At 70.4% G+C, this 15,999-nt stretch carries 16 protein-coding genes and 1 pseudogene; 9 read left to right on the top strand and 8 right to left on the bottom strand.

The features are described from left to right. Window positions 1-436 (bottom strand): hypothetical protein (locus tag DMB38_RS00005; RefSeq protein WP_164715896.1); only part of this gene is annotated, 436 nt, incomplete at its 3' end. A gap of 397 nt (window positions 437-833) precedes the next feature. On the opposite strand from DMB38_RS00005, the gene DMB38_RS00010 reads away from it, so the two are divergent. Next, a complete protein-coding gene (locus DMB38_RS00010; RefSeq protein WP_125933388.1) occupies window positions 834-1,016 on the top strand; it encodes a hypothetical protein in 183 nt (60 codons plus the stop codon). Window positions 1,017-1,211: 195 nt separating this feature from the next. Beyond that, window positions 1,212-1,526, top strand: a complete 315-nt coding sequence (locus tag DMB38_RS00015; protein WP_125933389.1) for a hypothetical protein — start codon at window positions 1,212-1,214, stop codon at window positions 1,524-1,526. A 106-nt stretch (window positions 1,527-1,632) separates the two neighbouring features. Here the strand turns inward: DMB38_RS00015 and DMB38_RS00020 are convergent, their stop codons facing one another. Beyond that, on the bottom strand, window positions 1,633-2,052 hold the full coding sequence (locus tag DMB38_RS00020) for a hypothetical protein (protein WP_125933390.1): 420 nt from the start codon (window positions 2,050-2,052) through the stop codon (window positions 1,633-1,635). A gap of 899 nt (window positions 2,053-2,951) precedes the next feature. Next, the gene (locus DMB38_RS36000; RefSeq protein ID WP_164715897.1) at window positions 2,952-3,125 is read right to left on the bottom strand and encodes a hypothetical protein; all 174 of its coding nucleotides are present in this window, start codon (window positions 3,123-3,125) and stop codon (window positions 2,952-2,954) included. 1,557 nt (window positions 3,126-4,682) lie between these two features. Here DMB38_RS36000 and DMB38_RS00025 point away from each other — a divergent pair. Continuing rightward, window positions 4,683-4,889: pseudogene (locus DMB38_RS00025) on the top strand (zinc-binding dehydrogenase); the annotation flags it as partial. 136 nt (window positions 4,890-5,025) lie between these two features. Further along, a complete protein-coding gene (locus tag DMB38_RS00030) occupies window positions 5,026-5,535 on the top strand; it encodes a hypothetical protein (RefSeq protein WP_125933391.1) in 510 nt (169 codons plus the stop codon). Between the two features lie 3 nt (window positions 5,536-5,538). Here DMB38_RS00030 and DMB38_RS00035 read toward each other — a convergent pair whose 3' ends face one another. Continuing rightward, on the bottom strand, window positions 5,539-5,811 hold the full coding sequence (locus DMB38_RS00035; protein WP_125933392.1) for a hypothetical protein: 273 nt from the start codon (window positions 5,809-5,811) through the stop codon (window positions 5,539-5,541). Window positions 5,812-6,470: 659 nt separating this feature from the next. Here DMB38_RS00035 and DMB38_RS00040 point away from each other — a divergent pair. The 4 genes from DMB38_RS00040 (at window position 6,471) to DMB38_RS00055 (ending at window position 10,649) form a co-directional block, all read left to right on the top strand. Continuing rightward, entirely contained in the window at window positions 6,471-7,040 is a 570-nt protein-coding gene (locus DMB38_RS00040; protein WP_125933393.1) for a hypothetical protein, read from the top strand. 667 nt (window positions 7,041-7,707) lie between these two features. Further along, window positions 7,708-8,037, top strand: coding sequence for a hypothetical protein (locus DMB38_RS00045; protein ID WP_240661850.1), 330 nt, complete (start codon window positions 7,708-7,710; stop codon window positions 8,035-8,037). A gap of 698 nt (window positions 8,038-8,735) precedes the next feature. Next, a complete protein-coding gene (locus DMB38_RS00050) occupies window positions 8,736-9,479 on the top strand; it encodes a hypothetical protein (protein ID WP_125933394.1) in 744 nt (247 codons plus the stop codon). A 636-nt stretch (window positions 9,480-10,115) separates the two neighbouring features. After that, window positions 10,116-10,649: an EF-hand domain-containing protein gene (locus DMB38_RS00055; RefSeq protein WP_125938712.1), complete on the top strand. Its 534-nt coding sequence runs from the start codon at window positions 10,116-10,118 to the stop codon at window positions 10,647-10,649. 334 nt (window positions 10,650-10,983) lie between these two features. Here the strand turns inward: DMB38_RS00055 and DMB38_RS00060 are convergent, their stop codons facing one another. Genes DMB38_RS00060 through DMB38_RS00075 form a run of 4 tightly spaced genes read right to left on the bottom strand, consistent with a single transcriptional unit; the run spans window position 10,984 to window position 15,220 of the window. Beyond that, on the bottom strand, window positions 10,984-11,883 hold the full coding sequence (locus DMB38_RS00060; protein WP_125933395.1) for a class I SAM-dependent methyltransferase: 900 nt from the start codon (window positions 11,881-11,883) through the stop codon (window positions 10,984-10,986). Window positions 11,884-11,943: 60 nt separating this feature from the next. Next, window positions 11,944-13,050, bottom strand: a complete 1,107-nt coding sequence (locus DMB38_RS00065) for an NAD(P)-dependent alcohol dehydrogenase (RefSeq protein ID WP_125933396.1) — start codon at window positions 13,048-13,050, stop codon at window positions 11,944-11,946. Window positions 13,051-13,052: 2 nt separating this feature from the next. Continuing rightward, window positions 13,053-14,456 (bottom strand): aldehyde dehydrogenase family protein, encoded by a 1,404-nt coding sequence (locus tag DMB38_RS00070; RefSeq protein ID WP_125933397.1) that lies wholly within the window; start codon window positions 14,454-14,456, stop codon window positions 13,053-13,055. Window positions 14,457-14,464: 8 nt separating this feature from the next. After that, window positions 14,465-15,220, bottom strand: a complete 756-nt coding sequence (locus DMB38_RS00075; RefSeq protein WP_125933398.1) for a (5-formylfuran-3-yl)methyl phosphate synthase — start codon at window positions 15,218-15,220, stop codon at window positions 14,465-14,467. 371 nt (window positions 15,221-15,591) lie between these two features. On the opposite strand from DMB38_RS00075, the gene DMB38_RS00080 reads away from it, so the two are divergent. After that, window positions 15,592-15,813 (top strand): DUF6458 family protein, encoded by a 222-nt coding sequence (locus DMB38_RS00080; protein WP_026276408.1) that lies wholly within the window; start codon window positions 15,592-15,594, stop codon window positions 15,811-15,813. Window positions 15,814-15,999: the final 186 nt, after the last annotated feature.

Here is a 15,999-nt window from a genome sequence, read left to right on the forward strand (position 1 = left end):
CACCCACCAGGCGCGCCAGCAGTTCGTCTGGGCCGGAGGCCCTGCGGCCTCCGAGCTGCGCGCTGAGCACGTGCTTGTTGATAAGCCTGCAGTGCTGGGGATCCGCCTTCTTCAGATGGTCGATGAATCCCTGGCGTGTGCCGTGCGCCGACCGGATGCGGTCCTCCAGCAAGACGATCATCGCCAGCAGCGGACGCTTGAACCTCGCCCTCAGAGTTTCTACCGCCACCAGGGCCTTGTCGCGCATCTTGTTGTGCGGACTGTTCAGCCACCCCGGTTCGCGCTGAGCCCGGACGAACAACTCCACGTTGCTCAGTACCCCGCGGCGGCCTTCCGGGCGGAAGGCGCGATCCGGCGGCGTGGAGGGCTTGCTGGTGCCGGGCATGCCTGGTTCACGCCCGTCGTCGTCCAGCTGCGGCCCGCTGTCACCCTGCACTCAGCCTGCCCCTCCCGAACGGCCGTCCGGACCCTGCCGCAACAATCCTGGAATTGTTGACATTCGGCCTGGCCTGCAAAGTCGCTCAATTGTCACGTCTTTCCGTCGTGACTGCAGCGGGTTTGGAATAGGGCACGGCGCCGCTGGAGCACTCACTCTGGCGCGCACAGCAACGGCCCGCGCCGCGAACAGCTTCCCAACCGCCACGACGCGGGCCGGCCACTATCCAGCCATGTCACTACTGGAAGGACCTCCCCAGCATGCGTGCACACCCACCCGTCCCGGAAGAGGCATATGCCTCTTCCGGCCGCGCGCGACGCCGAGCGGCCCGCTCCTGGCAGAGGACAGACGCCTCTACGGATCGGGCGGCGACAGCCCCGGGAAGCGGTGGTGCGTCATGACCATGATCCAGCTCCTGACACTGCTCCTGGCCCAATCCATCGCGCTGAACCTCGGATGCCTCTCCGGGATCATCGCGGGCCTAGCCGGCTCCAGCACCGGCCAGGCCATCCTGATCGGCGGAGGAACCGTCGGCGGCGCCATGACCCTTTTCCTCACCGCTGTCGGCGTCTACGGATGACCCCGCAACCCGGGACCAGTGCCGTGGCCCGGGGATGAAGAGCAGCGCGGGCCAAGGGCGGATACGGGCAGTGGGCGGGAATCTCCAGCCAGACTGCCGCCGAGGACGCCACCGCATACCACCACTCACCGAACCTGATCCCTGCTCACGAGAGATGACCAGAGGGGAAGCCCGCGGGCGGAGGAGTGCGATTCCGTGGCAATCGTCGACGTCGCCTACACCGACATGCTCGGTGGCCGGGTCACCTTCACCCAGACCGAGACCTCCACGGTCCGCATGACCGGCCAGTTCAACGAGGGCTTCGACGACCCCGACGCACGAGTCCTCCTCTACGTCGGGGACATCCCGCCGCCGGACCACCTCGACCTGGCGATCAACCCCCCGGGGACGTCGGCGTTCGAGTACGACTACCAGGACGCGACCATCACCGACTTCACCGACGTGCCGATCCGGGTCATCACCGACAACGAGATCATCGCCGTCGGCGACCCCACCGTGCCTATCGAATAGAGCTGAGGGGGCCACATGTGCCGAGTGCGGTCACCGGCCTCGGCGTACCGGGCGAGAACAGTGCGACCGCAGTAACGACCCGGGAATTCCCCTACCCCCCGCTGCGTCAGGGCGCCTCGCGTCGGGTGTGGGCGAGGTGGGCGGGGTGGTCCAGGTAGGCCTGCAGCGCGGCCTCCAGTTCCGGCGTCCTGTGGCCGGGTTCTTCGGGGCCGTCCGGGGCGGGGTCGTAGTCCGCGGGCGGTGCCCATCCGGAGGCGGGGCGTTCCGGCCCCGGCGGTTCGTCGCTGTTGGCGCCGCCCCACAGGTGGGCTCCCGCCTGGGCAACCTCGTCCGGCAGCGCCATGTACGGCACGGGCAGGTCTTCCAGGAGGTCGCCCAGCGCTTCGCCGCGGGCCGGCTCTCGGAGGCTGAACCAGCCGTGGGTGTCGATCCAGCCCAGCATCCAGCGCCGTTCGTCCTCGTCCAGGTCGTCGTCGTCCTTGCCGAGGGTGAGGTAGATCCGCCGGTCCTCATCGATGTCGACCATCCAGTCAGCCACCCGTCCGCCAGCCGTCTCGACGGCGGCGGCGGGCGGCGGTGTACGAGATGCCCTCGCGCTCTGCGAGGGCGCGGGCGGCGCGCTTGGCCTGCTTGTCGGCAGTCACGGTCTTCTCCCGGTCCCGGTGACGACCCCACGCATCACCACCACGAAGAGCCAGCCGTGGACAAGCTGATGCGAACGCGCGTGAGGCAGTGCCCCTTGTCCTCGAAGGCCGCGCCCCGGCGTGGGCGGGATACGGCTCGGAGTCAGGCCGACGCGGTGCGGCCACTACACGCGATAGCCACCGGCACCGACAACGCCCCGGGCCCAGCCGGAGCCCCGCGCCGCGCCCGGCGAGGGCAGACGCACACCTCTTCCCTTCAGCAGAGAAGAGGTGTCGGCGGCGCAGGGCCGCTTGCACAGCTGGTCCGACCTGCGGTGCAACCGGCCCTCCGTCCGGGCCGGTTGCACCCGTCGGCGCACCGGTCCGCGCACCGGTCGGCGCACCCTTCGCCGCACCCCTCCACGCACCCCCGCCGGCGGCGGGACCCGGGGCCGCGGTCGCTCTCTCCGCCGCGGCCCTGCGCTGCTCTCGCCCCTTCCCCGCCATCACCCGGTGCCAGGTGCGAGCAGGGCCGCCAGGAGGGACGTTCGGATGTCACCACGATCAGCAACGGTGCCTGGCCTGCGATGATGCGCTGGTAGCCCGGGTGGGTGTCCAGCGCAGTCGACACCGCAGTCGTACGGGCAGAGGACACCCCAGTGGCAAGGGCAGTGGGTAGCTCAGTCGACGTCTGCCCAGGACGGGCCCTACTTCGGCCGCCCCGGGGCCCTGGCGCCCGAACGCCCCCGTACGGCCGGGAGGCGCGGGCGCCGGCGCCCCCGGGACGGGCGCGGCCTGCCGGTCATGGGGCGAGGATCACGCCGACCAACACGACCACGACCATCACCACCGCACACGCGGCCGTGAGCGGGGGGTACACCGCCGGGTGGCGGTGCACGACGTAGAAGATGCCGGCGGCCAGGAGCAGCCCGACGAGGACCAGGAGCAGCACGACGAGTTGGGCAAGCGGAGACACGGGTTTCCCCTCGGTCAGATGGTGTGTAGGCGGCGGGGCGCGCGGCCCCCGGTGTGTGCCCTCCCGGGTCTAGGGGTGGATTACCTCCCGGGACGGGGCTGGCTCAGAGTGCTGAGGTCGGGGGCTAGCTCCGCAAGTCCGGTCTGGCCAGCCCCGGATGGGGCTGGATGTGCGGTGAGGACACGCGGCCGGGGCGGTGCTAGCGGGGGTGCTAAGACCTAGCGCCCCCACTGCTAGGCACACCCCTGTTGACCAGGCATCTAGCGATCTAGCGGCCTTGGCGGCACCCCGCCCGGCCCCGGGAGATGTCTTGTTCACCGCCGCGGGGACCGGGTGCTAGACCAGCGCCTTCAACTTGCTAGTGCTTCCCGCGTTTAACGCCTTCCTGCACGCGGGGCGGTTGCGCTAGGGCTTGCACGGCGCCGCGGTGAAAGCGCCGGCGGCAGCTCGGGTTTCCCGAAGGTGTCCGGTTTCGCTGCTGGTGTCCCCACCGGTTTCCCCGGGGCTTTCCCCGCTGGTTTCGCGGTGTCCGCCGAGGCGGGCGGATGACTTCCAGGTCAGGGGCGGTGGTCAAGGGGCCGGGCGGCGGTGACACGTCTGTCTGTGTGTCAGCAGCGTCTGTTTCCCCCCCGGGGGGGGCGCCGCGGGTGTGCTGGTGGATGTGCTAGCGCTGACGCTGGCACCGGCTCATACCCGCAGCAGTCCGCGCGGCAGACCCGCGGCAGTGGTGCCGGCACACGCGGCACCGTGGTGATGATGCCGGGATGCGGGGCAAGCCGCGCAAGTCCGGTTCACGGGCCGGGCCTCGCCAGATGAACGAGTGAAGGGCCCTGCACGCGCACGTGTAGGCGCGCATGCAGGGCCCGGATTCATCACGCCGCAGCCGGTGATGATGATGACCGTGCGGCAGCGGCTGACCTTACTGTGATCTGGCCTTCTCCTGGGAAGTCAAGTCGGACGCCGCGCGGGAAGAGAACAAGGCCGGGGTGACCGGCGCCAAGGCGCAGCGGGCCCTGGACCCGTCTGGCAGGCACCCGGAGCGGTACCCGGACCGGCACCCCCGGAGGTCGCCCCTCGGCTTGCCCCTCAGAGGGCCTCTCAGGGGGCCCTTCGGCTTGCCTCTCGGGGTGCCTGTCAGGTTGCTTCGGGCCCCGCACAGGGGGCGGGATCGTGCGAGGTCAGCAAGCTTGTCAAGGGGGTTCCGGCGGGCGCCGGCTACTTCCCTCATGGGGTGGTCAGGTAGCGGCTGGCGACGTCCACGAACGCATCGCACCCGTCGACGCCGGTCCGTGCACCCGTCTGCGCGCCCCTCGGCGCACCGGTCCGTGCACCCCGACGGCCCCCCTGCTCGTGCGCGCCTGCCGCGGCCCTCAGCGGGTCGCAGACGGGCTGTCGCGTCCTCGGTGGCTAACCGGGGGCCCGGCGGGGCCGGTGAAGGCGTGGTGGCGGGCTTCTGCGGCCGTGGGCACGGCTGTTCAGCGTCGCGGGGCGGTTGTCGCCAGCGGAGTGCGAGGGCGTTCCGCCGATGTCGGCTGTCCCCCTCGCGCGCCGGCGGTGGAGCTGCAGCGGATCTTCTTCCTGGAGCTGAAGGTCGTCGGCACGACGATGGGCAGCAAGGAGGAACTGGCGGGGCAGCTGAACTTCTGCGCGGCGAAGGGCGTACGGCCGGTGATCGACACGGTGCTGCCGCTGGACCGGGCGAGGGAGGGCTTCGAGAAGACGGCGGCCGGCGACCTCTTCGGCAAGGTGGTCCTGACGACCTGACAGGGCTTGCTGTGTAACGGATTCCACGGCCGTTGAACGGTTCTGGTGCGTGCCGCCGTAAGCGCGTGCGAGGCCCGTGCGACGGCCGGTGCACGGGCCTCGCTGCTTGCGTTTCATCGACGGCAAGGAGGACCGTATGCGAAGGCGTGCACGCGTGGTGAAAGCGGCCGCGGCCGTGCTGATGACGTTCGGTGTGGTGCTGGCCGGAGGGTCGGCGGCAGCAGCCGACGAGCGCCCGAAGCCACCGACGATGCACATGGTGGACGCGGCGGTGGAGGGATGTGAAGCGCCCTGCGCCCCGGACGAATCCGGGGTGGTCACGGTGCGCTTCGCGCCGCCCTCGCCCGGGCCGGACATCCCGCAGTCGGCGACTCCGGCGATCCGGGTCCAGGCGGACGGCGCCGGCTTCCACCCGTACGCCCCGAACCAGACCGGCGACCTGTGGGTGTACAAGTTCCGGATCTGCGCGGACAACGGCCCGGAGCCGTATCCGTGCGTGTACCAACGGCTGACGGACCTGCGGGGCACCGAGTCGTTCACGGTCCAGGTCAGCTACGCCTGGGACTGCGACCCGATCACGGCAGAGTGCCGGGGCCTGAGCCAGGTATCGGACCCGAGCAACGCGGTGGTGCCGGTACAGCGGTAGCGCTCAAGGCGGCCAGGCCCCACCGACGGGGCCCGGCCGCCCATCGGCCCAGGCGGGGTGGTCCAGGTAGACCCGCAGCACGGCCTCCAGCTCCGGCACGAACTGGCCGGGCTCCTCGGGGCCGTCCGGGAAGGGGCCGTAGCCGGCGGGCGGCGCACGCGGCTTCAGGGACCGGTCCCGGGGCTGGCGGCTAGGCTCGCCGGACATGCGGGTGGAGCCACAGGTCAGGGTGAAGCTGATCCACACGACGGGTATCGACAGCCGCATGACGTCCACCACGATCTCCTACGGCATCCAGCAGACGCTGGTCGACCGCCCGGAGAGCGGCGTGCGCACGGGGTGGCTGCGCTGCGCCACCTGCGGGAACTCAGTCGGTCTGCGCATCTTGAGCGCTGAGCTCACCCGTGTGCGCAAGCGGCGCGAGCTGCTGGTCCTCCTGCTCTCCCTGATACCCGGCGCCGGGTTCGCCGTGGGCTTCGCGCTCTCGCTGCCGGATCCCGGCGCGCTGACCATCGCCCTCTTGATCTCGGGCCTCCTGCTGCTCAGCGCCGCGGGCCAAGCGGCCCACATGCTCGTCACCGAGCAGGGGCGGGGATCGCGAAAGGACGGGGCAACGGCTGGTGGCACCGCACCCAGCCCTACCGCTTCTTCGGTGCCGGCACCGTCAAGGGCCTGGAAGACCTGCACAGAGACCGTGAGGACACCCCGACCCCGTTCATCGACGACGAATTCTGATCAGGCGACTGCCGCGCCGAGCGACACCATCCCTGACCGGATACAGGCGCCCAGGGGCAAGACCGTCCCGCCCCTCGGCGCGGCACCGTGCCGCGGGGGGGCGGCACCCGAGCCGGCCCTGAAGGGGTACGCCGCCCGCCGTGGTCAACCCGAACGCGGAACCGCCGTGCGGCCCCCTGCCGCTCCGGTACAAGAGGGGCATGGCGTATGCGGGCAATGTGCGGCTGATCGAGACGCTATGGCGGGCAGCCGATCTGACTCGTGCCTGTCTCGCCCGGGACACCGCCCACATCGGCGCCTGCCTCACCGGCCTGGACACCGGCCAGATGAAGGACCTCCTGGCGTGGCTGGTCCTGGATCACGACGCGCTCTTCGAGGACCTCGGGGAGCCCTCCATGACGGTGGGGAACCTCAACATGCTGGCGGCCCTGGCGCCGCCGGAGACCGAGTTCGCGACGACCACGGTCGTACGCCGCGTCGCTGCGGGAGAAACGGGACCCACCCGCGCGCTGGAGGACCTGGCGCCGCCGGACTGCGCCATGCCGTCGCGATCTGCACCGCGGTCATGCTGCCGGAAGCACACGGCCCTCGCTGGAGCACTGAAGCTCGACGAACAGGCAGCCGCGCACGAGCGCGAAGGCCGCCCCCGACCCCCACACCGCCACCTGACGCCCTCGGCGCACCGGCCCGTGCACCCGACGGCCCCTCGCCCGTGCGCGCCTGCTGCGCCCCCTCAGCGGGTCGCAGACGGGCTGTCGCGTCCTCGATGATGGCTACCTGGGCCCGGCGGGACCGGTGGAGGCGTGGTGGCGGGCTTCTGCGGCCCGTGGGCGCGGCTGTTCGGCGTCGCGGTGCCGCTCCGGGGCCTCGGGGCTCGGAGCGGGCCTGACACGCGCGTAGACAACGGTACGCAGCCGCGCGGGCCTGGCCCTCGCCGTACGGCGGGCAGGCGCGCGGCACCGCGTCCGGGACCCCGCCGCGAAGGCCCGCCCGCGCCCCTGGCCTGACATGCCATCAGCCGTCCCGGCCGGATACCCGCTGTCGCGCCAAACATCCTGGACACCCCGCACGGAATTCCGCCGTAAACACGAAACGCCTCCGGAACGGAAAAATTATCCCGGAGGTGCCTCAAACCGCCCCGGGTCAAATCGCCACCGCCCGCTTCTGCTTCCGCCGATTAACAACCGTCGCAGAACGACCCGCGAATGGGGTGGGGCCTGAAGTCGAGCTTTGCGTATCCGTTCCGGGGGGCGGTCGCGGTAGCGGTTCCCGGACAGCTCCTGCGGCGTGCGCCGGGAGACGTCAACCTGGCGCCTCCTGGTGGCGCCTGGGTGGAACGTTTCGCCAGGTGGTGCAGCCTTTATGGTCTCCGCGTCGGTATCCGCGATCTCTTCCTTGCAGCATGAAAGGTGTCGAATGTCCATTCGCTTCCGTCAGATGGCCGTTGCAGCTGCAGCCTCGCTCGCCCTGGTCGCCGTACTACCGAGTCCGGCAGGCGCAGCCGTGGGCGAGTTCCGCTACACCTACTACGACGACCTCGGCAACCAGGCCCCGGGCGTGCTCGTCGACCCTGACAGCCGGGTCTGCGTCACGCTGCCCGAGGCGGCTGACCCCGACACCACCGAGCCGGCATTCGCGCCCCGGAACTTCACCGGCAGCACCGTCACCATGTTCACGGGCCCCGACTGCGACGGCGACTACTACAGCCTCCGCCCCGGCGGCCAGGCCAGCGACCGGCTCAAACTCCGCTCCGCCCTCTTCAACTGATCCGCGAACAAACGGATCACCGGCGCCTGACCATCCGGCCGGCCAGGCACACACCTCTTCCCCCGCGCGGGCAAGAGGTGCCGGCGGCACGGGACCGCCCGCACAGGTGACCTCACCTGCGGTGCAACCCGCCCTCCGCGCAAGCCTCCTGCACCCGCCCGCGCACCGGCCGGCGCGCCGACGAGCGATACACCCCCCGGTGCGCGGTCCGCGCACCCCTTCCACGCACCCGGCCCGCGGCGAGGCCCCAGGGCGCGGCCGCACCCTCCCCCGCGGCCATGCGCTGCCCTCGCCCCCCTCCCCGCCATCACCCGGCCTCAGGTGCGAGCAAGGCCGCCAGGAGGGAAATCGCGGTGATGCCACGGGGCGACCTGCGGCGATGCCGTGACGATCGGGCAGAGCAGGGGCATCGCAGTCACCCGGGCAGTCACCAGGGCGTACGGCACCGCACTGGCGAGGCAGTGAGTACCTCAGCCGAGGCCGGTGACCGGCACCGGCCGGCGGGACCGGGCGCACGCTTTCCTCCCCGCGCTGATCCCGAACCGGCGAACCCGGATCGCGCCGGGCCGCTCGACCCGCCCGAACAGCGGGACCCGGAGTCGGCCGCGCGGCCCTACGGAGCCTGATCCCCGGCACCACAGCCGCCCGACCACGGACGCCCGGGGCGGAGCACCGGAATATCCGCAAATGCGCGCTCCGTGGTGATCACCGTACGGAAGACTGTGCACGTGACGCTTCCTACCCGGCTGGCCGCTGCAGAAGAGATCCACGCTCATCTGGCTGATCAGCTGAACCTTGCCCTTCGCCGGCCAGGGATGCACGGCGGCGAGACAGCTCTTCGAATCCTCATCGATCACCTGCTGTTCATGGAGCGCGAGCCCGAGGCGTGGGCTGAACTGCAGCAGGACTGGGAGAACCGCGGACTGTGGACCCCCACCGGAATCGCCGGGGCCCTCCACGACCTGTTCCCCGCACAGGCGGACTGCAACGACACCGCCTCGGTCTACGCGGAGTTCGTACACCGACGCGGCTGGCTCAAGCCCGATCGCGTCCTCACCAGACAGGAGTACAAGACCCTCACCCGCCGGGTCCGGCAGTGGGCCGCCGCTGACCACACCTGGCCTGACGTGACAGCCGAGTTCGGCCCACCCTCCGTACTCTCCGGAGGAAACAATCCCCCGTACGGGAAAACGCTCAGCTACCTCACACAGGATCCCCAGCAGCCCATCGTGGCCTTCCACCTGTGGAACGGCAGCGAACCAGGGACCAAGCCGTGGCCACCCGAACATGAGCAACCACTGCTCCTCGCGGCGCGATTCGGCAGCAACTCGTTCAGCCGATCGCTGACCTTCACCCCCGAAGGCAAACAGAGAAAACCGACAGGTCATCCAGGCTCGGCACAGCAGGCGGTCGGCGCAAAACCCCACCGGACCCGGGCCTGACACCACGGCAGCGATCGCATGGTCCCAGCGGCCGGCGGCATCGAGGAGCAGCTCGCCGGAGAGCCGCCAGGCGCCGACCAGGCAGAGGGTGCCGGTGTGTCGGGGGCTCTCGAAGTCGAGGAGCAGGCCGTCGACGACGACGCCGGCGCCCGCGGCGAACACAGCGCCGGCGAAGGCGGGGCCCGGGGAAGGCGGGGCCGGCGCATGTGGGGCCGGCGCATGTGGGGCCGGGGATGCAGGACGACGGCCCGGTCCGGGGGCGCGGAAGCCGTGGAGCGCCGGCGGCGTGGTGCAACTGGGCGACAGCGTCGGCGACCACGCCGGGTACGGAAGGGCGAGGAAGCGGGCGGAGCGGTGAGCCGAAGAGCGGAGGGTTGTCAGCAGCGGGGCTCATGAGCTGGCGAATGGGATCGAGCGAAGCGGTCCGGTTGCCTCACGCGAGGCAACCGACTTGTCACATACGCTCATTCAACAGCCCTTCTGGCACCAGATGCGAAGATCGAGAGCCAGCGGCTCCTCAAGACGGTTCCATGGCTCATGGCCCTTACACACGCCGGGGTCCCCCACTCGGCTGAGCCGAAGGACCCCATCGGCCCAGGCCCGAAACCGTCAGGCCGCACAAGACAGGTGATGAACATGCGAGATGAGGCCGCCAAACGGGTCGAGCTGGTCTTCTCCCTCTTCGACACCAACGGCAACGGAGTCATCGACTCCCACGACTTCGACCTCATGACCGGCCGTGTTCTGCAGGCGGCAGCCGCCTCCGACGACGACGCCAAAGCCGCCATCCGCGCCGCGTTCCGCCGCTACTGGACCACACTCGCCACAGAACTGGACACCAACGACGACGGCGTGATCACCCTGGACGAGTTCCGTCCGTTCGTGCTCGACCCCGAGCGTTTCGGTCCCACGGTCGCCGAGTTCGCCGCAGCCCTCTCCGCGCTCGGCGACCCCGACAGGGACGGCCTGATCCAGCGGCCCCTCTTCGTCTCACTGATGACAGCGATCGGCTTCCAAGAGACGAACATCCACGCCCTCTTCGACGCCTTCGACCCGGACACCGAAGACCGCATCACCGTAGCCACCTGGGCAGACGGCATCAAGGACTACTACACGCCCGACATGGCCGGGATCCCCGGCGACCAACTGGTAGCCGCCCGCGCCGGCTGACACAACCCGCCAGCGGCCTCCCGGCCGCCGGCGACACCGCCACGACATCACCGTACTGCCGCCTTCCACCAGGACACGTGCCGCCGTATGGGGGCTGAGGGCAGAGCGCCGGCCTCAGGCCCCCTGCGGAGGTCATCGTGAGCGGTGCAGGCGTCATGGCGGGGTCTGTCTTCGGTCTCGTGTCGTTCGCCCGCAGGCGGGCGGCGCGGCGGCTGGTCCGCGCGATCGCAGGGCGGAGGATCGACCGCATAGCGGGCCTATCCGGCCGACCCCCGACAACGCAGCAAGCGTGCATGCCAGCCGCGCGCCGCAGACGAGAGACAGAAGACAGACCCTACGGCTTGCGCGCGAACACCCACCGGTTTCCCTCCAGCGCGTCGTTGGGCTCGGGAAGAGGGCCGCGCCGGTGCCGGCGGGTGAAATCGAACGGCGTGTGCATCGAAGCGGACCAGCCCCTGGCCACCAGAACGCCCGCCGAGTCGGGGCGCGGCCCCTTGTCGAAAAGGTCCAGCAGATCGATGCCGATCTCTTCTCGCGTCGCCGTATAGATCGCACTACCACGATAGGCCTCAAGGTCCTTTTCCAGCTTCGCCTCGAAGGCCAGAGCACTGCCTGCCACGGCCAGCCCGTCCACCGTGCCGATGAGGTACGACTCGGCAGGACCCGGCAAGTAGAAAAGAAGCCCCTCAGCCAGCCAAACACTCCGTGCGGCCGGGTCGAAGCCGGCGGCCGTCAACGCACCGGCCCAGCCCTCGCGCAAGTCAACCGGTACGGGGACGCGCTTCACCTTCGGGGCAGCCGACAGGGCCGTGAGCACCCGCTGCTTGAAGGCCAGCACGCCGGCCCTGTCGATCTCGAAGACGACGCAGTCGGACGGCAGATCCAGCCGGAAGGCGCGGGTGTCCAGCCCCGCTCCCAGCAGAACCACTTGGCGGGCACCCGCACCGACCGAGCGGAGGAGAAAATCATCAAACACCCTCGTCCGCAAACCGAAATAACGCGCGAACCGCCCCCACAACGGGCTGGCATCCCCGTCCCGGGCCTGCTCGATACGCACCGGCCAGTTCGCACAGGCAGGAGCTGCGCGGACGAAGTGCTCCGCATACACATCCCGCGCCAAACTGTCGCGGCGGTGAGTCTCGATAGCCCGTGCCGCGGCGACCAGGAGGGCCGTCAGGCCCACACCTCCGGCCACGCCTTCCACGTCCATGTGCTCGGGCGTCATTCCTGCCATGCTTCCTCCATCGACGGAAGTGCGGGGGTGAGGGATGCTCACTGCCCGGATGTGCCTCGCTCACCGGTCTGTCCTCTCCGGGAGCAGGACGGGCTTGACCACACGGCCCGCGTCGCAGTCGCGTTCGGCCTCGTTGATGCCGGCCAGCGGGTAGGTGCGGATCAGTTGGTCGAAGGGGAAGCGTCCGGCCTGCCACAGTCCGATCAGCCGGGGTATCAGCACTGCGGGTACGGCGTCCCCCTCGCAGATATGACGAATGCTGCGGCCGCCCTCGAGCGTGCCCGGTTCGAGCGCCAGCGGGGTGTGGAGGCGCGCCACCAGGCCGAGGGTGCCGGTGGGACGCAGGGCGTACAGCGCCTTGTTGATGAGCGGGGGTGAGGCCGTGGTGTCCAGCGCGTACTGGGCGCCACCGCCGGTCAACCGCCGGATCCGTCCGGCCAGGTCCGGCGAGGCGGCAGGCAGCGGGGTCGCGCCGAACCGCTCGGCCGAAGCGAGCCTGTCAGGATGCCCGTCGACAGCCACGGTCAGTACGCCCGCGGCGGTGGCCGCCATCACCGCGGTCAGACCCACCGCTCCCGCGCCCAGGACCACAAGGGTCTCGCCCGGACCGGCGCCGAAGGTGTTCAGTACGGCGCCCGCGCCGGTGAGGGCACCGCAGCCGAGGGGCCCGAGCAGTTCGAGCGGTAGCGCGGGGTCGACCCGTACGGCGTTACGAGCCGCAACCAGGGCGTACTCGGCGAACGAGGACTGGCCGAACCACCGGGGTGCCAGTGCTTTGCCGGCCGCGTCGGTGAGCCGCGGCGGCTCCTCCTGGCGCCCGCCGAAGAGATTGAGGGAAGCGAAGGAATCGCAGTAGGCGGGGGCCGCACCGAGGCACATCCGGCAGCGTCCGCAGGAGTCGAAACTCAGCACGACATGGTCCCCGACACCGATCGCCGCGCCCGGGCCGCCCCCCGCCCGCACCACGACCCCGGCACCCTCATGGCCGAGGACCGCCGGCACCGGGCTGCGGCCGGCGGATTGCCGGACCGCTAGATCGGTCCGGCACATCCCGGTACCCGCGATCTCGACCAGGATCTCGCCGGCCGCGGGCTCCGCCCGCAAAACCACCTCCTCGACCGTGAACGGGCCCTCGTACGAGCGCAATACCGCTGCCCGGAACCTCACCCTCACCCCTCCTGCGGGCGGTGGACGACGAACGGCCGGAGGTTGCCATACAGCCCCCACAACCCACCCGCGACGCCGACCCCGCTGTCCTTGACACCCGCGAAGGGCTGGGCGAGGGACAACTCGGCATGATGGTTCACCCAGGCCGTGCCGCATTCGAGCCGCTCGGCCACCGCCTCGGCCCGGTCGAGATCGGTCCCCCACACGGAGCCACCCAGCCCGAAGCCGGTGCCGTTGGCCGCGTCGACGGCCTCGTCGAGTTTCCGGTACGGAAGCACCGGCAGCACCGGTCCGAACTGCTCCCCGGTCACCACCGGAGCGCCGGGCGGCACGTCGGTGAGGACCGTGGGAGCGAAGAAGTAGCCCGGCCCGTCCAGCCGGTGGCCGCCCGCCGCCGCCCGTGCACCGTCCGCAAGAGCATGCTGGGTGATCTGCTCGATCCGGGCCAACTGCGGGGCGTTGCTCACCGGGCCCAGCCGGGTGTCCGGGTCGAGGCCGGCCCCGACGGTGACGGTCTTCGCGCGATGGGCGAGGGCTTCGACGACCTCGGCGTGCAACCGGGCCGGGGCGTAGACGCGTTTGACCGCCATACAGACCTGCCCGCAGTTACGAAACGCCGCCCAGAACAACCGGTCCGCGATCCGGTCCACGTCGACATCGTCCAGCAGCACGGCAGCGTCATTGCCGCCCAGCTCCAACGTGACCCGGGCGAGCGAGGCCCCCGCCGCTTCGGCGACGGCCCGCCCGGTGGAGACCGAACCGGTGAAGGTGACGTGGCGGATACCTGGATGGGAGGCGAGACGGGCACCAAGGGGTTCGCGGCCGGTGACGACGGTCAGGACGTCCTCGGGCAGAGCCGCGGCAAGGACGGAGCCGAGCAGCCGGGTGGCCAAGGGGGTGAACGGGGACGGTTTGAGGACCACGGTGTTGCCCGCCGCGAGCGCGGGAGCGAACTTCGCCGCCGCGAGTTGGAGGGGGAAGTTCCACGGCACGATCGCAGCCACCGGCCCGAGCGGACGCCAGCGGACCTCACTGCGCACCGGCCGGCCATCGACGATCCGCCGGGTTCTGGGGGCGAGGTCGGCGAAGTAACGCAGGCGGGCGGCCGTACGGGCGACCTCCGCACACGACTCGGCCAGCGGCTTGCCCTGCTCCCTGGTGAGCAACCGCGCGAGGTCATCACCGGCCGCCTCCACCGCACCGGCCGCCACACGCAACGCAGCAGTACGCGCCGCCGGATCCGCCCGCCAACCACGCCAAGCCCCGTAAGCCCGGTCAACCACACCATCCAGCTCGTCCGGCTGCTGATCGGGAGCTTCGTCGAAAGCCTCCCCGGTGGCCGGGTCGACGACGGGGAAACGTATGCCCAGGCGTCCGGGGACGCGATCGGCCTCAGAGGTCGGCATGGCGGCCCTCAGTTCACGGAGGAGACGCCGACGGTGTGCTCGGCGGCGTGCCGGTCCATCTCCGCCCGGAAAGCGGCCACCAGATGCGGCTGGATCCTTCCGGCATTGCGGTCACCGCCCTCACAGACCGCTCCCCGCACGCCCACGATGTCCGTACCGATGCGGGTCAGCGAACCGAGGTCGGCCTGTGTGACACTGCCCGCGAGGGCCGCGAGCCGACCGGACGCATGGGCCAGCCGGACGAACTCAGCACACACATCCGGCGGCACGTGGTCGAACAACCGCGTCCCGTCCTTGACGGCGGTATCGAGCATGGCGGCGTCCGCGCCGGAGCGGACGGCGATATCGGGCACGGCGAGCGGATTGACGCAGCCGATCCGGTGGGCGTCGGCGTAGCCCGACGCGACGACCAGCGCATCCGGGCGGTGGTCCTTCACCGCCCGGACGACCGCGCGCATGACCTCGATGCCCTGATCAGGCGTGGTGCATCCGTAGAGGCCGACCTTGATGTACGTGGCCCCCGACACCACCGCGCCGAGCGCAGCCTGGGCCACCGTGCCGGGCTTGTACGGAACATCCCCCACGGTCGCGGAGACCGGCTTGTCCGCCGGGACCGCGTCGCGGATCTCCCTGATGACCCAGGGGAAGTTCGCGCCGAGAGAGCCCTCGTCAGGCTTCTTGACGTCGACGATGTCGAGATGCTCCGCCGCTTTCGCGCAATCGAGAGCCTCCTCGACACCGTCCGGGGAGATGAGAAGCAACACCCTGACCTCCTTCGCCGCCAGTCATCCGCCCGGCCGAGGGACAGGGGACCCCGCGGTCACCTGGCGAATGTGCGGTGTGCTCATCATTTCCGTCACTCTCGGGAACCGGGAGAGCGCACAGAGTACCCAGGATGTTCAGGCCCGCATCCACGCGCCGTGCATACCGGGTTAAAGCATCCCATAGGTGATGATTCGTCGGGGTGGCGAGTAGCTCGTGGCATTGGTGACAACCAGCCTGCTCTACGGCGACCATTGCGCCTCACCTGAGTCACGCGGCCGGTTGACGCCGCCGCAGGGTGCGTGTCTCGCCGTCCTTGGGGTACCCGGACGCGGCAGCAACGCACTCATCGCCATGAACGGAGGTCAGCCTCATGGGACTTGGCGGAAGCATTCTTCTGATGGCCGCGGGCGGCATTCTCGCCTTCGCCACCGACTGGAACGTCAACGGTCTGGATGTCCAGGTGATGGGCTGGATCATGATGCTCGCCGGCTTCGTCGGCCTTGTCGTCATCTCCAGCGTGCAGCGCCGCCGCCGCGCGGTCGCGCCTCCCACCGAGGCGGTCGTCGAGGAGCGGCATCGCTACTACGAATAGCGGCGCACGGCCACCGGTGTTCACACCCGCCGAGGCGTGGTACCCGCCCCTCGATGACGGACAAGCCGACGACGCTTATGCCATCGGACTAGCTCACCGGCGAGGGAGCGACCCTCATCCGCACTGCGGGTCCGTTGCCGCACACGGTGCCGGGGGGCCGACGAGCGAGCGTTTCGAACGGATCAG

The sequence above is a fragment of the Streptomyces sp. WAC 06738 genome, assembly GCF_003945505.1.
Lineage (GTDB): Bacteria > Actinomycetota > Actinomycetes > Streptomycetales > Streptomycetaceae > Streptomyces.

Bases quoted from the DNA above. Each gene is read 5' to 3' on its own strand.
- DMB38_RS00070 (WP_125933397.1), bottom strand. From the start codon at position 14,456: ATGCCGACCTCTGAGGCCGATCGCGTCCCCGGACGCCTGGGCATACGT.
- DMB38_RS00030 (WP_125933391.1), top strand. From the start codon at position 5,026: ATGCGAAGGCGTGCACGCGTGGTGAAAGCGGCCGCGGCCGTGCTGATG.
- DMB38_RS00080 (WP_026276408.1), top strand. From the start codon at position 15,592: ATGGGACTTGGCGGAAGCATTCTTCTGATGGCCGCGGGCGGCATTCTC.
- DMB38_RS00040 (WP_125933393.1), top strand. From the start codon at position 6,471: ATGGCGTATGCGGGCAATGTGCGGCTGATCGAGACGCTATGGCGGGCA.
- DMB38_RS00020 (WP_125933390.1), bottom strand. From the start codon at position 2,052: ATGGTCGACATCGATGAGGACCGGCGGATCTACCTCACCCTCGGCAAG.
- DMB38_RS00010 (WP_125933388.1), top strand. From the start codon at position 834: ATGACCATGATCCAGCTCCTGACACTGCTCCTGGCCCAATCCATCGCG.
- DMB38_RS00055 (WP_125938712.1), top strand. From the start codon at position 10,116: ATGCGAGATGAGGCCGCCAAACGGGTCGAGCTGGTCTTCTCCCTCTTC.
- DMB38_RS00060 (WP_125933395.1), bottom strand. From the start codon at position 11,883: ATGGCAGGAATGACGCCCGAGCACATGGACGTGGAAGGCGTGGCCGGA.
- DMB38_RS00045 (WP_240661850.1), top strand. From the start codon at position 7,708: ATGGCCGTTGCAGCTGCAGCCTCGCTCGCCCTGGTCGCCGTACTACCG.